Annotated in this window: 12 protein-coding genes and 1 tRNA gene; 2 read left to right on the forward strand and 11 right to left on the reverse strand. The window is 62.7% G+C overall.

Translation table 11 applies throughout. From position 1 onward, the window contains the following. The first annotated feature begins 23 nt into the window (after window positions 1–23). A complete protein-coding gene (locus tag R2N16_RS04965) occupies window positions 24–980 on the forward strand; it encodes a patatin-like phospholipase family protein (protein WP_316664429.1) in 957 nt (318 codons plus the stop codon). Window positions 981–1,044: 64 nt separating this feature from the next. On the opposite strand, the gene R2N16_RS04970 is transcribed toward R2N16_RS04965, so the two are convergent. The 5 genes from R2N16_RS04970 to R2N16_RS04990 form a co-directional block, all read right to left on the reverse strand. Further along, window positions 1,045–1,692, reverse strand: coding sequence for a C40 family peptidase (locus R2N16_RS04970; protein ID WP_316664430.1), 648 nt, complete (start codon window positions 1,690–1,692; stop codon window positions 1,045–1,047). 241 nt (window positions 1,693–1,933) lie between these two features. Continuing rightward, window positions 1,934–3,589 (reverse strand): ABC transporter ATP-binding protein, encoded by a 1,656-nt coding sequence (locus R2N16_RS04975; protein WP_316664431.1) that lies wholly within the window; start codon window positions 3,587–3,589, stop codon window positions 1,934–1,936. Next, on the reverse strand, window positions 3,586–4,710 hold the full coding sequence (locus R2N16_RS04980) for an ABC transporter permease (protein WP_316664432.1): 1,125 nt from the start codon (window positions 4,708–4,710) through the stop codon (window positions 3,586–3,588). Before R2N16_RS04980 ends, R2N16_RS04975 begins: the two co-directional genes overlap by 4 nt. Before the next feature lie 14 nt (window positions 4,711–4,724). After that, a complete protein-coding gene (locus R2N16_RS04985) occupies window positions 4,725–5,777 on the reverse strand; it encodes a microcin C ABC transporter permease YejB (protein ID WP_316664433.1) in 1,053 nt (350 codons plus the stop codon). 16 nt (window positions 5,778–5,793) lie between these two features. Next, window positions 5,794–7,680 (reverse strand): extracellular solute-binding protein, encoded by a 1,887-nt coding sequence (locus tag R2N16_RS04990; protein ID WP_316664434.1) that lies wholly within the window; start codon window positions 7,678–7,680, stop codon window positions 5,794–5,796. Window positions 7,681–7,989: 309 nt separating this feature from the next. Between R2N16_RS04990 and fabI the strand changes: the two genes are divergently transcribed. Then, window positions 7,990–8,784: an enoyl-ACP reductase FabI gene (gene fabI / locus R2N16_RS04995; protein WP_316664435.1), complete on the forward strand. Its 795-nt coding sequence runs from the start codon at window positions 7,990–7,992 to the stop codon at window positions 8,782–8,784. A 192-nt stretch (window positions 8,785–8,976) separates the two neighbouring features. Here fabI and R2N16_RS05000 read toward each other — a convergent pair. From R2N16_RS05000 to cysS, 6 genes are all read right to left on the reverse strand, one after another. Further along, window positions 8,977–9,070, reverse strand: a tRNA-Ser gene (locus tag R2N16_RS05000). Window positions 9,071–9,219: 149 nt separating this feature from the next. Then, a complete protein-coding gene (locus tag R2N16_RS05005; protein ID WP_316664436.1) occupies window positions 9,220–10,470 on the reverse strand; it encodes an aspartate kinase in 1,251 nt (416 codons plus the stop codon). Window positions 10,471–10,566: 96 nt separating this feature from the next. After that, window positions 10,567–11,985: a tRNA lysidine(34) synthetase TilS gene (gene tilS / locus R2N16_RS05010; RefSeq protein ID WP_316664437.1), complete on the reverse strand. Its 1,419-nt coding sequence runs from the start codon at window positions 11,983–11,985 to the stop codon at window positions 10,567–10,569. After that, entirely contained in the window at window positions 11,954–12,922 is a 969-nt protein-coding gene (locus R2N16_RS05015; RefSeq protein WP_316664439.1) for an acetyl-CoA carboxylase carboxyltransferase subunit alpha, read from the reverse strand. Before R2N16_RS05015 ends, tilS begins: the two co-directional genes overlap by 32 nt. 86 nt (window positions 12,923–13,008) lie before the next feature. Then, window positions 13,009–13,893 carry a DNA-3-methyladenine glycosylase family protein gene (locus tag R2N16_RS05020; RefSeq protein ID WP_316664441.1) on the reverse strand — a complete coding sequence of 295 codons (885 nt, stop codon included), beginning with the start codon at window positions 13,891–13,893 and terminating at the stop codon, window positions 13,009–13,011. Further along, the gene (gene cysS / locus R2N16_RS05025; protein WP_316664442.1) at window positions 13,878–15,269 is read right to left on the reverse strand and encodes a cysteine--tRNA ligase; all 1,392 of its coding nucleotides are present in this window, start codon (window positions 15,267–15,269) and stop codon (window positions 13,878–13,880) included. Before cysS ends, R2N16_RS05020 begins: the two co-directional genes overlap by 16 nt. Window positions 15,270–15,440 lie beyond the last annotated feature (171 nt).

Raw genomic sequence — 15,440 nt, forward strand, 5'->3', positions numbered from 1 at the left:
TACCAACCCGCCCCAACCTCCTCATGCAACGCCGCCTCTTCCTGGGTGCCGCCGGCGCCTCCGTGCTCTCCGCCTGCACCGTGACGGGTTTCTCGTCCGGCAAAACCGAAACATCTGCCATCCCCGCCACGGCCGTGCTGCCGCCCACGGCCCAGCTCGCCACACAGCCCGTGCGGATCGGGTTGGCACTGGGCGGTGGCGCCGCGCGCGGTTTTGCGCACATCGGCGTCATCAAGATGCTGGAAGCCCAGGGCATTCAGATCGACTTCATCACCGGCACCAGCGCGGGTAGCGTGGTGGCGGCGATCTACGCGTCGGGCATGTCGGGACTGGAGATGAACCGGATGGCGCTCAAGATGGACGAGGCCATGATCGCCGACTGGGCACTACCCTTCGGCACCCGCTTTGGCGGCTGGCTCAAGGGCGAGGCGCTGGAGAAGTACATCAACCGGCTGGTCAAGCAGAAGACCATCGAGCAGATGCACATTCCGCTGGGCATCGTCGCGACGGACTTGGCGAGCGGCAAGCCGATCCTGTTTCGGCGCGGCAATACCGGTCAGGCGGTGCGTGCGTCGTGCAGCATCCCGGGCGTGTTCCAGCCGGTAACGATCAGCGGCCGCCAATACGTGGACGGCGGCCTGGTAGCGCCAGTGCCCGTTACGTACGTCAAGCAGATGGGCGCAACGTTCGTGATTGCTGTGAACATCTCGGCAGACCCATCCAACCAAGCGGTGTCGGGGCAGGCGAGCATGCTGCTGCAGACGACGGCCATCATGGGCCAAAGCATCAACAAGACCGAACTGGCCCAGGCGGATGCGGTGATCACGCCGTCGCTGCCGTTTGTTAAGGGCAGCGACTTTACCGCGCGCAACGAGGCGATTCTCGCAGGGGAGCAGGCTGCCCAGGCCGCCATGCCGCTGCTGCGGGAGAAACTGCATCTGACGCAGACCATCGTAGGCACCCCGCTGCCCCCGCACTGACTCCCTGTCAGCAGGCAACAAAAAAGACCGCCGCGGCGGTCTTTTTCTATTGGGTGCCAGCGAATCAACCGCCGTACATTGCCAGCGGCTTGCCAGCGGCGTTCGGGTCGACACGCTTGAGTTGCTCGACAAAGCTGTCGGCGCCGTCCTTGATTGCGGCACCGGAGTTACCTTCGATGCGGCGGGCGCCGTTGTAGCGGGTCACCCAGTACGAGGCGGTCATGTCATCCACGCGAATCTTGCTGCCCGTGGACGGTGCGTGCACAAACTTGTTGTCACCGATGTAGATGCCAACGTGCGAGAAGGTGTGGCGCATGGTGTTGAAGAACACCAGGTCGCCGGGACGCAGTTCAGCCGTGTCTACGCTGGTGCCGACACGGCTCATTTCCACAGCGCGGCGCGGCAGCAGGAAACCGAAGGTGTCGTTGAAGACGTAGCGGACGAAGCCGCTGCAGTCGAGACCCGATTCGGGCGTGTTGCCGCCAAAGCGGTAGCGCAGGCCGATCATGCCCAGGGCATTCATGACCACGTCGCCGGTCTTGCTCATCACGTTGGAGATGAGGCCCGGCTTGGCTTCGGGCTTGACGTCGGCGCGGACTTCCGTGTCCTTGAAGACCGTATCAGCATGCACTGCATTCGACACGATCACGCCGCAGCCGATCACAACCCCTACCGCCAGGCGCGCCATGGAATGAAGTACGAAATGCTGCATTGGTTCTCCCTCGGAAACTCGTAATAATGCGGCGAACATGCGCCGCCGCAAATGAGACCAGTCCGAATCTTGTTAAAACAATCTCGCAGGATGATAAAAGTGACACTTTGACTTGTCAAAGGTCGTTACAAATTCCTCGGAATCCACATGCAAATCAGGTACTTAGACATGACTTTAGATGCGCATTCTTACAAAAACGGTGCATCAAAACCGCACTGTTTCGGGGCAAAGGCAGTGGATTTTACGGGTTATCCCGCGCAGGGATGAGTGAGGCAGCCGCCATCAGCTTGCACGTGTAGGGGTGCGAGGGGGACGCCAACACCGCTTCAGTGTCGCCCTCTTCCACCACTTTTCCATCCTTCATCACCACCACGCGATGTGACATCGCGCGGATGACAGCAAGGTCGTGGCTGATGAATAGATACGACAGGTTGTACTTTTTCTGAAGGGCAGACAGCAGCGACAGCACCTGCTGCTGGATCGACACATCAAGTGCCGAAGTCGGCTCATCAAGCACCAGCAACTGCGGCTTGAGGATCAGCACACGGGCAATGGCGACGCGCTGGCGCTGTCCGCCCGAGAATTCATGCGGATAGCGGCCCAGGGCCGTGCGGTCAAGGCCGACTTCGCGCAGGGCTTCGATCACGCGGTGACGGCGCTCGGCGGCATTGACGTGGGGTTGGTGCAGCGCCAGCCCTTCACCGACGATCTCTTCGATCGTCATGCGCGGCGAAAGCGAGCCGTACGGGTCTTGAAACACCACCTGCATGCGCGCGCGCACGGCGCGGCGCTCGTCGCGCGAAATACGCAGCAGCGAGTTGCCAAGGAAACGCAAGTCGCCGCTCTTTGCGGCCTGCAGACCAAGCAGCGTCTGCGCGAGCGTGGTCTTGCCAGAGCCGGATTCGCCCACGATGCCCAGCGTCTCGCCTTCGCGCAGTTGCAGCGACACGGCATCGACCGCGGTGAACGGATCGCTTCGGAACCAGCCCGCAAACCCGGGACGATGGCGCTCGTAGGTGACCGTCAGCTTATCGGCTTCAAGCAGCACGGGCGCAAGCGGCACCAGCGGCAGCACGTCGCGCTGCGGGCGGCTCTCCAGCAAGCGCACGGTGTACGGATGCTGAGGCGCGGCAAACACGTCGGCCGTGTTGCCAGTTTCGACCAGGACGCCCCGCTCCATCACACCAACGCGCTCGGCAAAGGCGCGCACCATATTCAGGTCGTGCGTGATCAGCATGATGGCCATGCCGAACTCGGCCTGCAGCTCGCGCAACAATTGCAGGATCTGCATGCGCACTGTCACGTCGAGCGCGGTGGTCGGCTCGTCGGCCAGCAACAACTTCGGCGAGCACGCCAGCGCCATGGCAATCATCGCGCGCTGGCGCTGACCGCCCGACAGTTGGTGCGGGAAGGCGTCAAACCGGCGCGGCGCCTCCGCAATGCCGGTGCGTTCCAGCAGCGCAATCGCACGTGCCTTGGCGGCGCGCTTGTCGAGGCCCTCGTGCAGCTCCAGCGTTTCGACGATCTGGTTGCCGATCGTGTACAGCGGGTTGAGCGCCGTCATCGGCTCCTGGAACACCATGGCGACATCGGCGCCACGCAAGCCGCGCATCTCGCGCTCGCTGGCGGCCAGCAGGTCGCGACCCTCGAGCAGGATGCGGCCGCTGTATTGCGCGTCGGCCAGCAACCGCATGATCGATAGCGCTGTCACGGACTTGCCCGAGCCGGATTCGCCTACCAATGCGAAGCGCTCGCCGGCGCGCAAATCGAACGAGACATGCTTGACGGCCTCGGTCACCTCGCCGTGCTCGGATTCGAAATGCACGCACAGGTCATCCAACCGCAGCAGCGGGCCGTCGAACTTGGGTGCGGAGGAACGCAAATCAACGCGGGTCACTTCACCCCCGCCGGTTTTTGGCGCGTGCGCAGCTGGGCAAACGACAAGCGCGTATCGAAGGCATCGCGCAGCGCGTCGCCCATAAAGGTCAGCAGCACGAGGGTCAGCACGAGCACCACGAAAGTCGACAACGAGATCCACCACGCATCCAGGTTGGCCTTGCCCTGGGCAAGCAGTTCACCGAGGCTCGGCGTGGATGGCGGTACGCCGAGCCCAAGGAAATCCAGGCTCGTGAGCGCAAGAATGGCCGCGCTCATACGGAACGGTAGGAAGGTAATCACAGGCGTCAGGCTATTGGGCAGGATATGGCGCCACATGATCTGCCAACTGGACAAACCCATCGCCCGCGCAGCCTTCACATAGTCGAGCGAGCGGTTGCGATAGAACTCGGCGCGCACGTAATCCGACAGGCTCATCCAGCCGAACAGCGACAGCAGGATGATCAGCAACCCGAGGCTGGGCGTGAAGATCGACGCGAAGATGATCAACAGGTACAGCTCCGGCATCGAACTCCAGATTTCAATCAGCCGCTGCGACACCATGTCGAAGCGCCCGCCGAAAAAGCCCATCAGAGCGCCGGTCAGCGTGCCGACCAGCACGCCGAGCACCGTGAGCGCCAACCCGAACAGCACCGATACACGGAAGCCATACAGCAGCCGCGCAAACACATCGCGGCCACGATCATCGGTGCCGAGCCAGTTCTCAGCGGAGGGCGGCGCCGGATTGGGCTCCTTCGAAAAGTAGTTCAGCGTCTCGTACGAATACGTATTGGGTGGGTAAATCGCAAAGCTCCCCGGCTCCTTGAATTTGTCGCGGATGAACGGATCGAGGTAGTCCGTCGGTGTCGGGAAATCCCCGCCAAAGGTCGTCTCGGGGTACGCCTTCACGATCGGGAAATACCAGTTGCCGTGGTACCTGACCACCAGCGGCCGGTCATTGGAGATGCACTCGGCGCCCAGACTGAGAACGAATAGCACGACGAAGAGGAGCAGGCTCCAATAGCCCAGCCGATGCTGCTTGAAGCGGCGCCACGCACGCTTGAGCGGCGACGGCGAGTGGCGCACCGGAACTGGCGCTGCCGTGTTGGATGAATGCGTGGAAGTGCGCGAATACTGGGTCATGGTTGCCGGCCCGCCTATCGCCCGACCGAGCCGAAATGGATGCGCGGATCGACCAGCACGTAGCACACGTCGGAAATCAACCGCGCAGCCAGGCCAATCAGCGTGAACAGGTACAGCGTGCCGAGCACGACGGGATAATCGCGCCGCATCACCGCCTCATACGACAGCAGGCCCATGCCATCGAGCGAGAACAGTTGCTCGATCAGCAGCGAGCCCGTGAAGAATGCACCAATGAAGGCCGACGGGAAGCCCGTCACCAGCGGCAGCAGCGCATTGCGGAAGATGTGCTTCCACAGTACGCGCCGCTCCGACAGGCCCTTGCTACGCGCCGTCAGCACGTACTGCTTGCGGATTTCCTCCAGGAAGGCGTTCTTCGTCAGCATGGTGATGACGGCAAAGCTGCCCACCACCGACGCCATGACGGGCAGCGTGATGTGCCAAAGGTAATCCGTGATTTTGCCAAGCAGGCTGAGTTGATCCCAGTTGTCGGACGTGATGCCCCGGATCGGAAACCACTGGAAGAACGTGCCGCCGCCAAAGAGCACCAGCAGCAGGACCCCCAGCACGAAGCCCGGGATGGCATAACCGACCAGCACGATGATGCTGGTCACCAGATCAAACCGGCTGCCCGCCCGTACCGCCTTCGCAATGCCGAGCGGCACCGCTATCAGGTACGTGAGAAAGAACGTCCATAGCCCGATGGAGATCGATACCGGCAGTTTCGACTTGATCAGGTCCCACACGCTGCGGTGCTGGAAATAGCTCTCGCCCAGGTCGAAGCGCGCAAAGCGGCCGAGCATCAGGAAGTAGCGCTCGACGGGGCTCTTGTCGAAGCCGTACAGCGCGCGGATTTCCTTGATTTTCTCGGCGTCGACGCCGCGACGGCCGCGATAGTCAAAGGCGCCGCCACCGCTGGCCTCGCCGCCGGCGCCGCGCCCTTTCATCTCCATCATCATCTGCTCGACCGGGCCACCAGGCACGAACTGGATCACGAGAAACGTCAGCGTGATCACGCCGATCAGCGTCGGGATCAGAAGCAGCAACCGTTTGATCAGATACGCGAACATGGTGTCACCGATGCATTCATTTGGCAGCTGATTGGGCGGATTCCGGCATCCGCCACCAGGCCGTCAGGACCCAGGCCTCGGCCGAGTAGTAATACGGCAACCGGTCCGGATACATCAGGTTCTTGTTGTAAGCCACGCGGTGCGATGCCGAATACCAGTGCGGAATCACATAGCAGCCTTGCATCAGCACGCGGTCGAGCGCGCGCGAAGCGGTGACCAGCTCGTCGCGATTATCGGCGCGCAGCACATCGTCGATCAGCGCGTCCACGGCCGACGATTTCAGGCCGATCACATTGTCCGAACCGGCCTCATCAGCCGCAGCGGAGCCGAAGCGGTCCTTCAGCTCGTTGCCGGGGCTTTGCGAATCGGGAAAGCGCAGCGAGATCATGTCGAAATCAAACTCTTCCAACCGTTTCTGGTAGAGCGCGAAATCGGTCATGCGCTGGTTGACCTGGATGCCGAGCTTCTCAAGGTTGCGCGCATACGCCGCCATGACGCGGCTCATGGCGCCGCCGTCGTCGAGCATCTCGAAGACAAACGGCTCGCCCTTGCTGTTGCGCAACGCGCCGTCTGCGTACGTCCAACCGGCCTGGGCCAGCAGGCGACGCGCCTGCCGAAGGTTGTCCCGCAGTGAGTTGGGTGCGTCAGTCGAAGGCGGTGCGGGCAGCACGTCAAACACTTCCGGGGCGAGCTTGCTGCGCAGCGGCTCCAGCAACGCCAGCTCGCCTTTGCTGGGCATGCCCGTGAGCGAATCCGACGCGGCCAGCTCGCTATTGGCGAAATAGCTGTCGAGCCGTCGATACGCACCATAGAAAAGCTGGCGATTGAGCCATTCGAAATCGAGCGCCAGCGCCAGCGCCTTGCGCACCCGAAGATCCTGGAACAGCGGTCGCCGCAGGTTCATCACAAAACCCTGCATGCCCGCGCCGTTGCGATGCGGGAATTCACTCTTGATCAGCTCGCCGTTGCGGAACTTCACGCCGACGTAGCTCTTGGCCCAGTTCTTGGCACGGTATTCGACCATGGCGTCGTATTCGCCGGCCTTGAAGGCTTCCAGGCGGGCGGTTTCGTCCTTGTAGAGCTTGTACTGGATGCGCTCGAAGTTGAACGAGCCACGGCGCACGTTCAGATCACGCCCCCAATAGTCAGGATTGCGCCGAAAAGTAATGCCGCGCGAAGGATCAAAGCGCTCGATCACATAGGGACCGCTGGCAATCGGGCCCTGGAAGGTCAGCTTGTCGAACGCGACATCCTTGCCGCCGTCTTGGTCATCGGGCTTGCCGCTGCCCTTGCCCCACTTTGGCGAGAACACCGGCAGCCCACCGACAATGAGCGGCAGCTCCTTGTTCTTGCGCTTGAAGTCGTAGCGGATGGTGCTCGCGTCCACCACCGTCACCTTGGCCACATCCGCGGTCATGCTGCGGTAGGCGGGGCTCGCGCCCTTGCCCATCAGCATGTCGTAGGAGTATTTGACATCCGACGCGCGCACGCGATCCCCATTGGAGAATCGCGCGCGCGGGTTGATGTGGAACGTGACCGAAAGTTCGTCGGAGGCAACAGCCACATCGTCCGCAAGCAAGCCATAGCCGCTGGCGGTTTCGTCCCAGCTCGTAATGAGCAGGCTCTCGAAGACAAGCTGATTCAGCCCCGGCGCCGACGTCCCTTTGATCGTGAACGGATTGAACTTGTCGAAGCTCGTGCGGCGGTCAGGATTGCCGAGCAGCAGCATGCCGCCGATGGGCGCCTTCGGGTTCAGATAGCCGAAGTTGGAGAAGCCGGCCGGATATTTGAGGTCGCCATATTCGGCGTAGCCGTGGGCCGCCCGGGCGGGTGTCGCGCAGATCGCCGCCAACAGGCAGACCAGCGCCATGAATCGCTTGTGTGTCGCAACGCGCACGCTCATTGCGCCCCTTGCCCCCATTGTCCTTGCATGCGTTGATCCGATTGATCGCTGTCTGAAAACCTGTTTCGGACGATTCTAACGCCCTCACACGGCAATCCCGCTAATTCCGGCCCGGGGATCGTCCCGCATTGACAAGGCTGGCAGGGGTTGTGCGGCACTGCGCAAATGCGGAGCCGCCCCGCGCTTTCCGGTATGATCGCGCCCACCTAATTGCCTCGTGCCCCGGATACCGCCGCCGCGTAACTGCAGTGACGAGTGACCACAGCAACATACGGGCGCGACGTTGCCCCACATTTGTACGGAGAAACCATGGGATTCCTCGCTGGCAAGCGCATTCTGATTACCGGCCTTCTGTCCAACCGCTCGATCGCTTACGGCATCGCCAACGCCTGCAAGCGCGAAGGCGCGGAACTGGCCTTCACCTACGTCGGCGAACGCTTTAAGGACCGCATTACTGAATTCGCCAACGAGTTCGACAGCAAGCTGGTGTTCGACTGCGACGTCGGCAGCGATGAACAGATCGCCAAGGTGTTCGAAGACCTCGGCCAACACTGGGGCCACTTCGACGGCCTCGTGCATTCGATCGGCTTTGCGCCGCGCGAAGCGATTGCCGGCAACTTCATCGAGGGCCTGTCGCGCGAGTCGTTCCGCATCGCGCACGACATCTCGGCGTATAGCTTCCCGGCGCTGGCCAAGGCTGCGCTGCCGATGCTCTCGCCCAATGCATCGCTGCTCGCCCTGACCTACCTGGGTGCTGAGCGCATCGTCCCGAACTACAACACGATGGGCCTGGCCAAGGCTTCGCTGGAAGCCGGCGTGCGCTATCTGGCCGGCGCACTGGGGCCCAAAGGCATTCGTGCCAACGGTATCTCGGCCGGTCCGATCAAGACGCTGGCTGCCTCGGGCATCAAGGATTTCGGCAAGCTGCTGAAGTACATGGAAGACGTTGCCCCGCTGCGTCGCAACGTCACGATCGAGGAAGTCGGCAACGTGGCTGCGTTCCTGCTGTCGGACCTGGCCAGCGGCGTGACCGGCGAGATCACCTACGTCGATTGCGGCTTCAACGTGACCGCAGGCGTGCCGGAGAGCGTCGGCCAAGGCTGATGCATTGATGGGGGCGCGCCACCTTCGGATGGTGCGCCCTTGGCTAGGCCCACAAGGCAAGGCAGCAGACAAAGAAAAAGCCCGCATGGCGCAAACCATGCGGGCTTTTTGACGTGCATTGCAATGCGAGCCGTCACGTCAGCTCGACTCGCATCCGCCTGTTGTGTGCGCTTCCCGCGAGAAGCGCCAAACTGGCGGAGACGGAGGGATTCGAACCCTCGATCCAGGTTTTGGCCCGGATGCTCCCTTAGCAGGGGAGTGCCTTCGACCTCTCGGCCACGTCTCCCAAACTTGCGTCGCACGAAGGAGCCCGTGCAACGAAGCGCGTATTCTAGCCACTTCACCCCACCCGGTCAACGACAACTGCATGACACGCGGTGAGAATCTGTCGCCCCCGGGGGTCGCCACCCGGCCATCCGGCGCCAGTTCAGCCGATTACGCCTGATCCAGCTCGAACGCCTTGTGGAGCGCGCGCACGGCCAGCTCCATGTACTTCTCATCGATCAGCACCGAGATCTTGATCTCAGAGGTGGAGATCATCTGGATGTTGATGCCCTCTTCCGACAGCGTGCGGAACATCTTGCTGGCAATGCCCACGTGCGAGCGCATGCCCACACCCACCACCGACACCTTCGACACCTTCGGGTCGCCCGACACGCTGGCTGCGCCGATATGCGCCTTCACGCTGTCGTTCAGGATCGCCAGGGCGCGCTGGTATTCGCCACGCGGCACGGTGAAGGTGAAGTCCGTCTTACCTTCCACCGACTGGTTCTGGATGATCATGTCGACGTCGATATTGGCGTCGGCGACCGGACCCAGGATCTGATACGCGATGCCGGGCTTGTCCGGCACACCGATCACGGTGATCTTGGCTTCGTCGCGGGCAAAGGCGATGCCGGAAATGGCGGCGGCTTCCATGTTCGAATCTTCCTCAAAAGTAATCAGCGTGCCCGAGTTCATCTCAACGTCGAGCGGCATCAGCGGGTCGGTCAGCGACGACAGCACGCGGGTCTTCACGCGATACTTGCCGGCAAACTCCACCGAGCGAATCTGCAGCACCTTCGAGCCAAGGCTGGCCATTTCCAGCATCTCTTCGAAGGTGATCTTGTCCAGGCGACGGGCGTCGTCCACCACGCGCGGATCGGTTGTGTAGACGCCGTCCACGTCGGTGTAGATCAGGCACTCTTCGGCTTCGAGCGCGGCGGCAACCGCCACGGCCGAGGTATCGGAACCACCACGGCCCAGCGTGGTGATATGGCCTTCGCCATCGATACCCTGGAAGCCCGTGATGACGACCACGCGACCGGCGTCCAGATCAGCGCGCACGCGTTCGTCGTCGATCGACTGGATGCGCGCCTTGGTGTAGGCCGAATCGGTCTTCACCGGCACTTGCCAGCCGGTGTAGCTGCGGGCATCGATGCCTTCGGCATGCAGCGCAATGGCCAGCAGCCCCACACTCACCTGCTCGCCGGTCGAGGCAATCATGTCGAGTTCACGCGGGTCGGGTTGGGCCGAAATCTCTTTGGCCATACCCAGCAGGCGGTTGGTTTCGCCAGACATGGCCGACGGAACGACCACGATCTGGTGACCTGCACGGTGCCACTTGGCAACGCGCTTGGCGACATTCTTGATGCGTTCAACCGAACCCATCGAGGTGCCGCCGTATTTGTGAACGATGAGAGCCATCTTGGAAAGATCAGGAGGAGGCGAAGCGGTGCAAAAGCTTTTGAAAATACAGCAATTTGCATCGATCGGCAAGCAATTCGCCCGTGACAATGTGTATCAGGGCGCACCTTCAACAGCCGGAGACCACGTGATCTGCCAGCCGGCACCGCTCTGCGTGGCCGCGTGGTTCATCCCCAACCCTGCGGCAAACACCAGCATTTCGCCCGCATAGAGCAGTGGCAGACCCTGGCGTTCCCAGGCCGGGATGCCGGCTTCCTGGTACGCCTGCTTGAGCGCCCGCGACGGCCCACCCCGGCGCAGCACGATGCGCTCGCCGCCCCGACGGGGCGCCAGTACCAGCGGCGCTCGCAAGGTCTGCGCTGCAACACCATCACTCGTCACGGGCACAAACAAGAGCGTCCCGCCCCAAGCGTCCACAGCCACATGCTGCTCGGCCGGATGCGTCGGCTCGAACTGCATCGCCCCGATGGTCACAGCGACCTGCTGGGGGGCATCGCTGGCACCCGCGTCGATCCGTGCAACGCCGCGGTAGCGCCTGATCTGCCCTGTCGGCAATTCAATGCGCAGCGCACCATCATCTCGCGCGTCAATCAGTTGCGTACGCAGATCATCGAGACGGCGGCTCGGCAGCGCGCGCATGCCCGCTTCGGCCAACCACGCGCGCAGCACCGCGCGCTGACGCGGCACGGACAGCGCACTCAGCGCCAGCACATCCAGCCCATCCGCCGAGGCGATGCGCGTCAAATCCTCCTGAGCGACCTCGTTGATCAATGCGACCGCATCCGCCAGATGCGCCGCGCTGCGAGACAGCGCTTCGCGATACGCCGGGAAATGATCCGCCATGCCCACGAGCAGCGGCCGCAATGCATTTCGTGCGTAGCGTGCATCGCTGTTGGATGGATCTTCAACCCAACTCAGCGCGTGAGCATGTGCGTACAACTCGATCTCGCTACGCGGTGCATCGACCCATGGACGCAGCAACGTGACAGCGCCCGCCCGAGCCATCGGCATGGCGGCGAGGCCATCGAGGCCCGCGCCGCGCATCAATTGCAGCAGCACCGTTTCAGCTTGGTCATCTTGATGATGCGCCGTCAGCAGAATGGAGGCGCCCGTCTGCCCGCAAAGCGCTTCAAGTGCGGCGTACCGGGCTTCGCGCGCCGCTTCCTCAATGCCCTGGCCGGCATCGACCGCTACATGGACGCGACGCGCATGAAACGCAACGCCGGCGGCCTCTGCCATGCGTTCGCACGCGCATTCCCACGCATCGGCATCGGCCTGCAAGCCGTGGTGAATATGCAGGGCAACGAGCCGCACGCGGGCGCCCGCATCACGCCACGCGGCACACGCGCGCAGCAGCGCGGCGGAATCCCGCCCGCCCGACAGGGCGATCGCCACGATCGGGGGCTCGGCCTCGCCAGAAACAACAAAGGCCGCACACGCGGCAACGCGTTGTGCGACCTTGTTGACCAGATCCGCCGACGAATCAGCGAACTTCGGTTTCCTTGAACTTGCCATAAGCCATCAGGCGTTCGTGACGGCGCGCCTGGAGTTCCGACGTCTTCATGCCCTGGAACTGGCGCAGCGATTCAGCGAGCGCGCGCTTGAGCATCGTCGCCATACCCTTCGGATCGCGGTGTGCGCCGCCCAGCGGCTCGTTGACGATCTTGTCGATCAGGCCGAGCGCCTTCAGGCGATGCGCAGTCAGGCCGAGTGCCTCAGCAGCTTCCGGTGCCTTCTCCGCGGTCTTCCACAGGATCGACGCGCAGCCTTCCGGCGAGATCACGGCATACGTGGCGAACTGCAGCATGATCACAGAATCACCCATGGCGATGGCCAGTGCGCCGCCCGAACCGCCTTCGCCGATGATGGTGGCGATCAAGGGCACCTTCAGGCCTGCCATCACAAACAAGTTGTGACCGATGGCCTCGGATTGACCGCGCTCTTCCGCATCAATTCCCGGGAATGCACCCGGCGTATCGACAAACGTGAAGATCGGCAGGCCGAACTTGTCCGCCAGCTCCATCAGGCGCTTGGCCTTGCGGTAGCCCTCGGGCTTGGACATGCCGAAGTTGCGCAGCGCGCGCTCCTTCGTGTCACGCCCCTTCTGGTGACCGATCACCATGCAAGGTTGACCGTTGAAGCGTGCCAGACCGCCCACGATCGACAAGTCGTCGGCGAAGGTGCGGTCGCCGTGCAGTTCATGGAAGTCGGTGAAGATCTCGCGGACGTAATCGAGCGTGTATGGACGCTGCGGGTGCCGCGCGATCTGCGCGACCTGCCATGGCGTCAGGTTGGCGTACAGATCTTTGGTGAGCTGCTGGCTCTTGGAAGCCAGGCGGGAGATTTCTTCAGAAATGTCGACAGCGGAATCGTCTTGTACGAAGCGAAGTTCTTCGATCTTCGCCTCAAGTTCTGCGATCGGCTGCTCGAACTCCAGGAAGGTTGTTTTCATGGATCTTCTGAAAGGCTCTTGAAGGCGCGCATTCTACCGGATTTTGACCGCCCGGCGACGCGCTCCGTTTCATCGAAATGAACAGATCAATAGGTGGTCGCCGTATCGAGGCTGCGCCACATATACCAAGTCGCCACGGTGCGCCAAGGTTCCCAGTTGGCAGCGACCTCGCGCGCCTCACTTCGAGTGACGGGTTCGCCACTGAAATAATTTTGCGAAATCGCGTTGATGAGCCCGATATCGTCCAGCGGCAGCACGTTCGGGCGCATCAGGTTAAACATCAGGAACATCTCTGCGGTCCATCTGCCGATGCCGCGGATCTGCGTGAGTTCGGCGATCACGTCCTCGTCTTCCATCTCGGCCCACTTGGCGACGTGCACGGTGCCGTTGCGAAAGTGATCAGCTAGATCAAGGATGTACTCGGCCTTGCGCTTGGACAAGCCGCAACCCGCCAGCTTCTCCTGGCCGGCGCGCAAAAACTGGGCGGGCACGAGCTTGGGGCACACCGCCACGACACGTTCCCACACCGACTGTGCGGCCTTGACTGAAATCTGCTGACCAACAACCGACCGCGCCAGCGTGACGAACGGGTCGCCGCGCGAAGCCAAGTGCGCCGGGCCGTACGCCGGGATAATCTTGCGCAGGATACGGTCGCGCTTCATGAGGTCTGCACAAGCTTCCTGCCAGTACTCGGGTGGGCCCGAAAGCACCACTTCCGTCGGCACAGGCAGCGTCTCGTTCGTCGCGAGCGTTTCGGGCAGCGGCACCTTGCTCGCAGGCGCCCGTTTGGCCGGAGCCTTGGCCGCCTGGATCGTCGCGTTCCTGGCGATGACCGCCTTGCTTGCCACACCGTCGACTTTCTTGGCGGCCGCTTTCTTGGCAGCCGGCACCTTCACCGCGGGTGCTTTCTTGGCAGCGGTGCTGCGCGCTACGTTGGCTTTCTTGGCCACCGCGTTCATGCGCGTCTCCATTCGGTCACACCACCCGGCTTGTCTTCCAGGACGATGCCTGCGGCAAGCAGATCGGCACGGATGGCATCAGCGCGGGCGAAATCGCGGGCGGCCTTGGCCGAGCGGCGCTCTTCGATACGTGCTTCCACTTCTGCGGCGTCCAGACCATCGGCCGACACGCCGCCCTGCAGGAACGCGTGCGGATCGCGGCCCAACAGGCCCATCACGCCGGCCAGCGCAGCCAACTGGTTGGCCAGTTCGGGCGAGCGCGTCTTGTTCACTTCGCTCGCCAGCTCAAATAGCACCGACACGGCGACGGGCGTGTTGAAGTCATCGTTCATCGCTTCTAGGAAGCGCTTGCCGTGCGACTCGCTCCAGTCGGGCTGGGCGCCGGCCGCGGCGGGCACGTCCTTGATCGCGGTGTACAGACGCGTGAGCGCATGGCGGGCGTCGTCGAGGTGGGCGTCGCTGTAGTTCAGGTCGCTGCGATAGTGCGAGCGCAGGATGAAGAAACGCACGACCTCAGCGTCGTACACCTTCAGCACGTCACGGATGGTGAAGAAGTTGCCGAGCGATTTCGACATCTTTTCGTCATTCACACGCACGAAGCCGTTGTGCATCCACATGTTGACGAACGTCTTGCCGGTCGCGCCTTCAGACTGGGCGATCTCGTTTTCGTGGTGCGGGAACTGCAAATCAGCGCCGCCACCATGCAGGTCGAAATGCTCGCCCAGCAGCTCGCAGCTCATCGCCGAGCATTCGATATGCCAGCCCGGGCGGCCCTCGCCCCACTGCGACGCCCAGCGCGACTCAGCCGGTTCGTCAGCCTTGGCGGACTTCCACAGCACGAAGTCGAGCGGATCCTGCTTGGCATCGTTGGCCGCCACGCGCTCCCCGGCGCGCAGGTCTTCGAGCGACTTGCCCGAGAGCTTGCCGTAGCCTGGAAACTTGCGCACGGCGTAGTTCACGTCGCCATCGGCAGCCTGATAGGCGAGGCCGTTCGTCTGCAGCTTGCCGATCATGTTCAGCATCTGCGGCACGTACTCGGTAGCGCGGGGCTCATGGTCGGGGCGCTGCACGCCAAGCGCATCGGCGTCTTCGTGCATGGCTGCGATGAAGCGGCCGGTGAGCGCACTCATCGTCTCGCCGTTCTCGACCGCACGCTTGATGATCTTGTCGTCGATGTCGGTGATGTTGCGCACGTAGGTCACGTCGTAACCTGCCGCGCGCAGCCAACGCTGCACCATGTCGAACACCACCATGACCCGCGCATGCCCTACGTGACAGTAGTCGTACACCGTCATCCCGCACACGTACATGCGCACGCGGCCGGGCTCGATGGGGACGAACGTCTGTTTCTCACGCGCGAGCGTGTTGTAGATCTTGAGTGATTCCATGAAGCGGTGTCGGGAGACTCAGCGCGCCGCGCACGGGAGGTACAACGTTGCGGGCGGACTAAATTGGAGGCAATCGGCGCCGGCGCGGCGCCTGCAAAACTAGCGGCATATCTTACCGGAACTGCGCTGACGGGGCGGCCTGCCCGTGCGTCTGGCATGCTCCCCGTCAAG

Source organism: Ralstonia psammae (assembly GCF_958405935.1).
GTDB lineage: Bacteria > Pseudomonadota > Gammaproteobacteria > Burkholderiales > Burkholderiaceae > Ralstonia > Ralstonia psammae.

Coding starts and splice junctions, on each gene's coding strand:
- R2N16_RS04965 (WP_316664429.1), top strand. CDS start 24: ATGCAACGCCGCCTCTTCCTGGGTGCCGCCGGCGCCTCCGTGCTCTCC.
- fabI (WP_316664435.1), top strand. CDS start 7,990: ATGGGATTCCTCGCTGGCAAGCGCATTCTGATTACCGGCCTTCTGTCC.
- R2N16_RS05020 (WP_316664441.1), bottom strand. CDS start 13,893: ATGGAGACGCGCATGAACGCGGTGGCCAAGAAAGCCAACGTAGCGCGC.
- tilS (WP_316664437.1), bottom strand. CDS start 11,985: ATGGCAAGTTCAAGGAAACCGAAGTTCGCTGATTCGTCGGCGGATCTG.
- R2N16_RS04990 (WP_316664434.1), bottom strand. CDS start 7,680: ATGAGCGTGCGCGTTGCGACACACAAGCGATTCATGGCGCTGGTCTGC.
- R2N16_RS04980 (WP_316664432.1), bottom strand. CDS start 4,710: ATGACCCAGTATTCGCGCACTTCCACGCATTCATCCAACACGGCAGCG.
- R2N16_RS05015 (WP_316664439.1), bottom strand. CDS start 12,922: ATGAAAACAACCTTCCTGGAGTTCGAGCAGCCGATCGCAGAACTTGAG.
- R2N16_RS04970 (WP_316664430.1), bottom strand. CDS start 1,692: ATGCAGCATTTCGTACTTCATTCCATGGCGCGCCTGGCGGTAGGGGTT.
- R2N16_RS05005 (WP_316664436.1), bottom strand. CDS start 10,470: ATGGCTCTCATCGTTCACAAATACGGCGGCACCTCGATGGGTTCGGTT.
- cysS (WP_316664442.1), bottom strand. CDS start 15,269: ATGGAATCACTCAAGATCTACAACACGCTCGCGCGTGAGAAACAGACG.
- R2N16_RS04985 (WP_316664433.1), bottom strand. CDS start 5,777: ATGTTCGCGTATCTGATCAAACGGTTGCTGCTTCTGATCCCGACGCTG.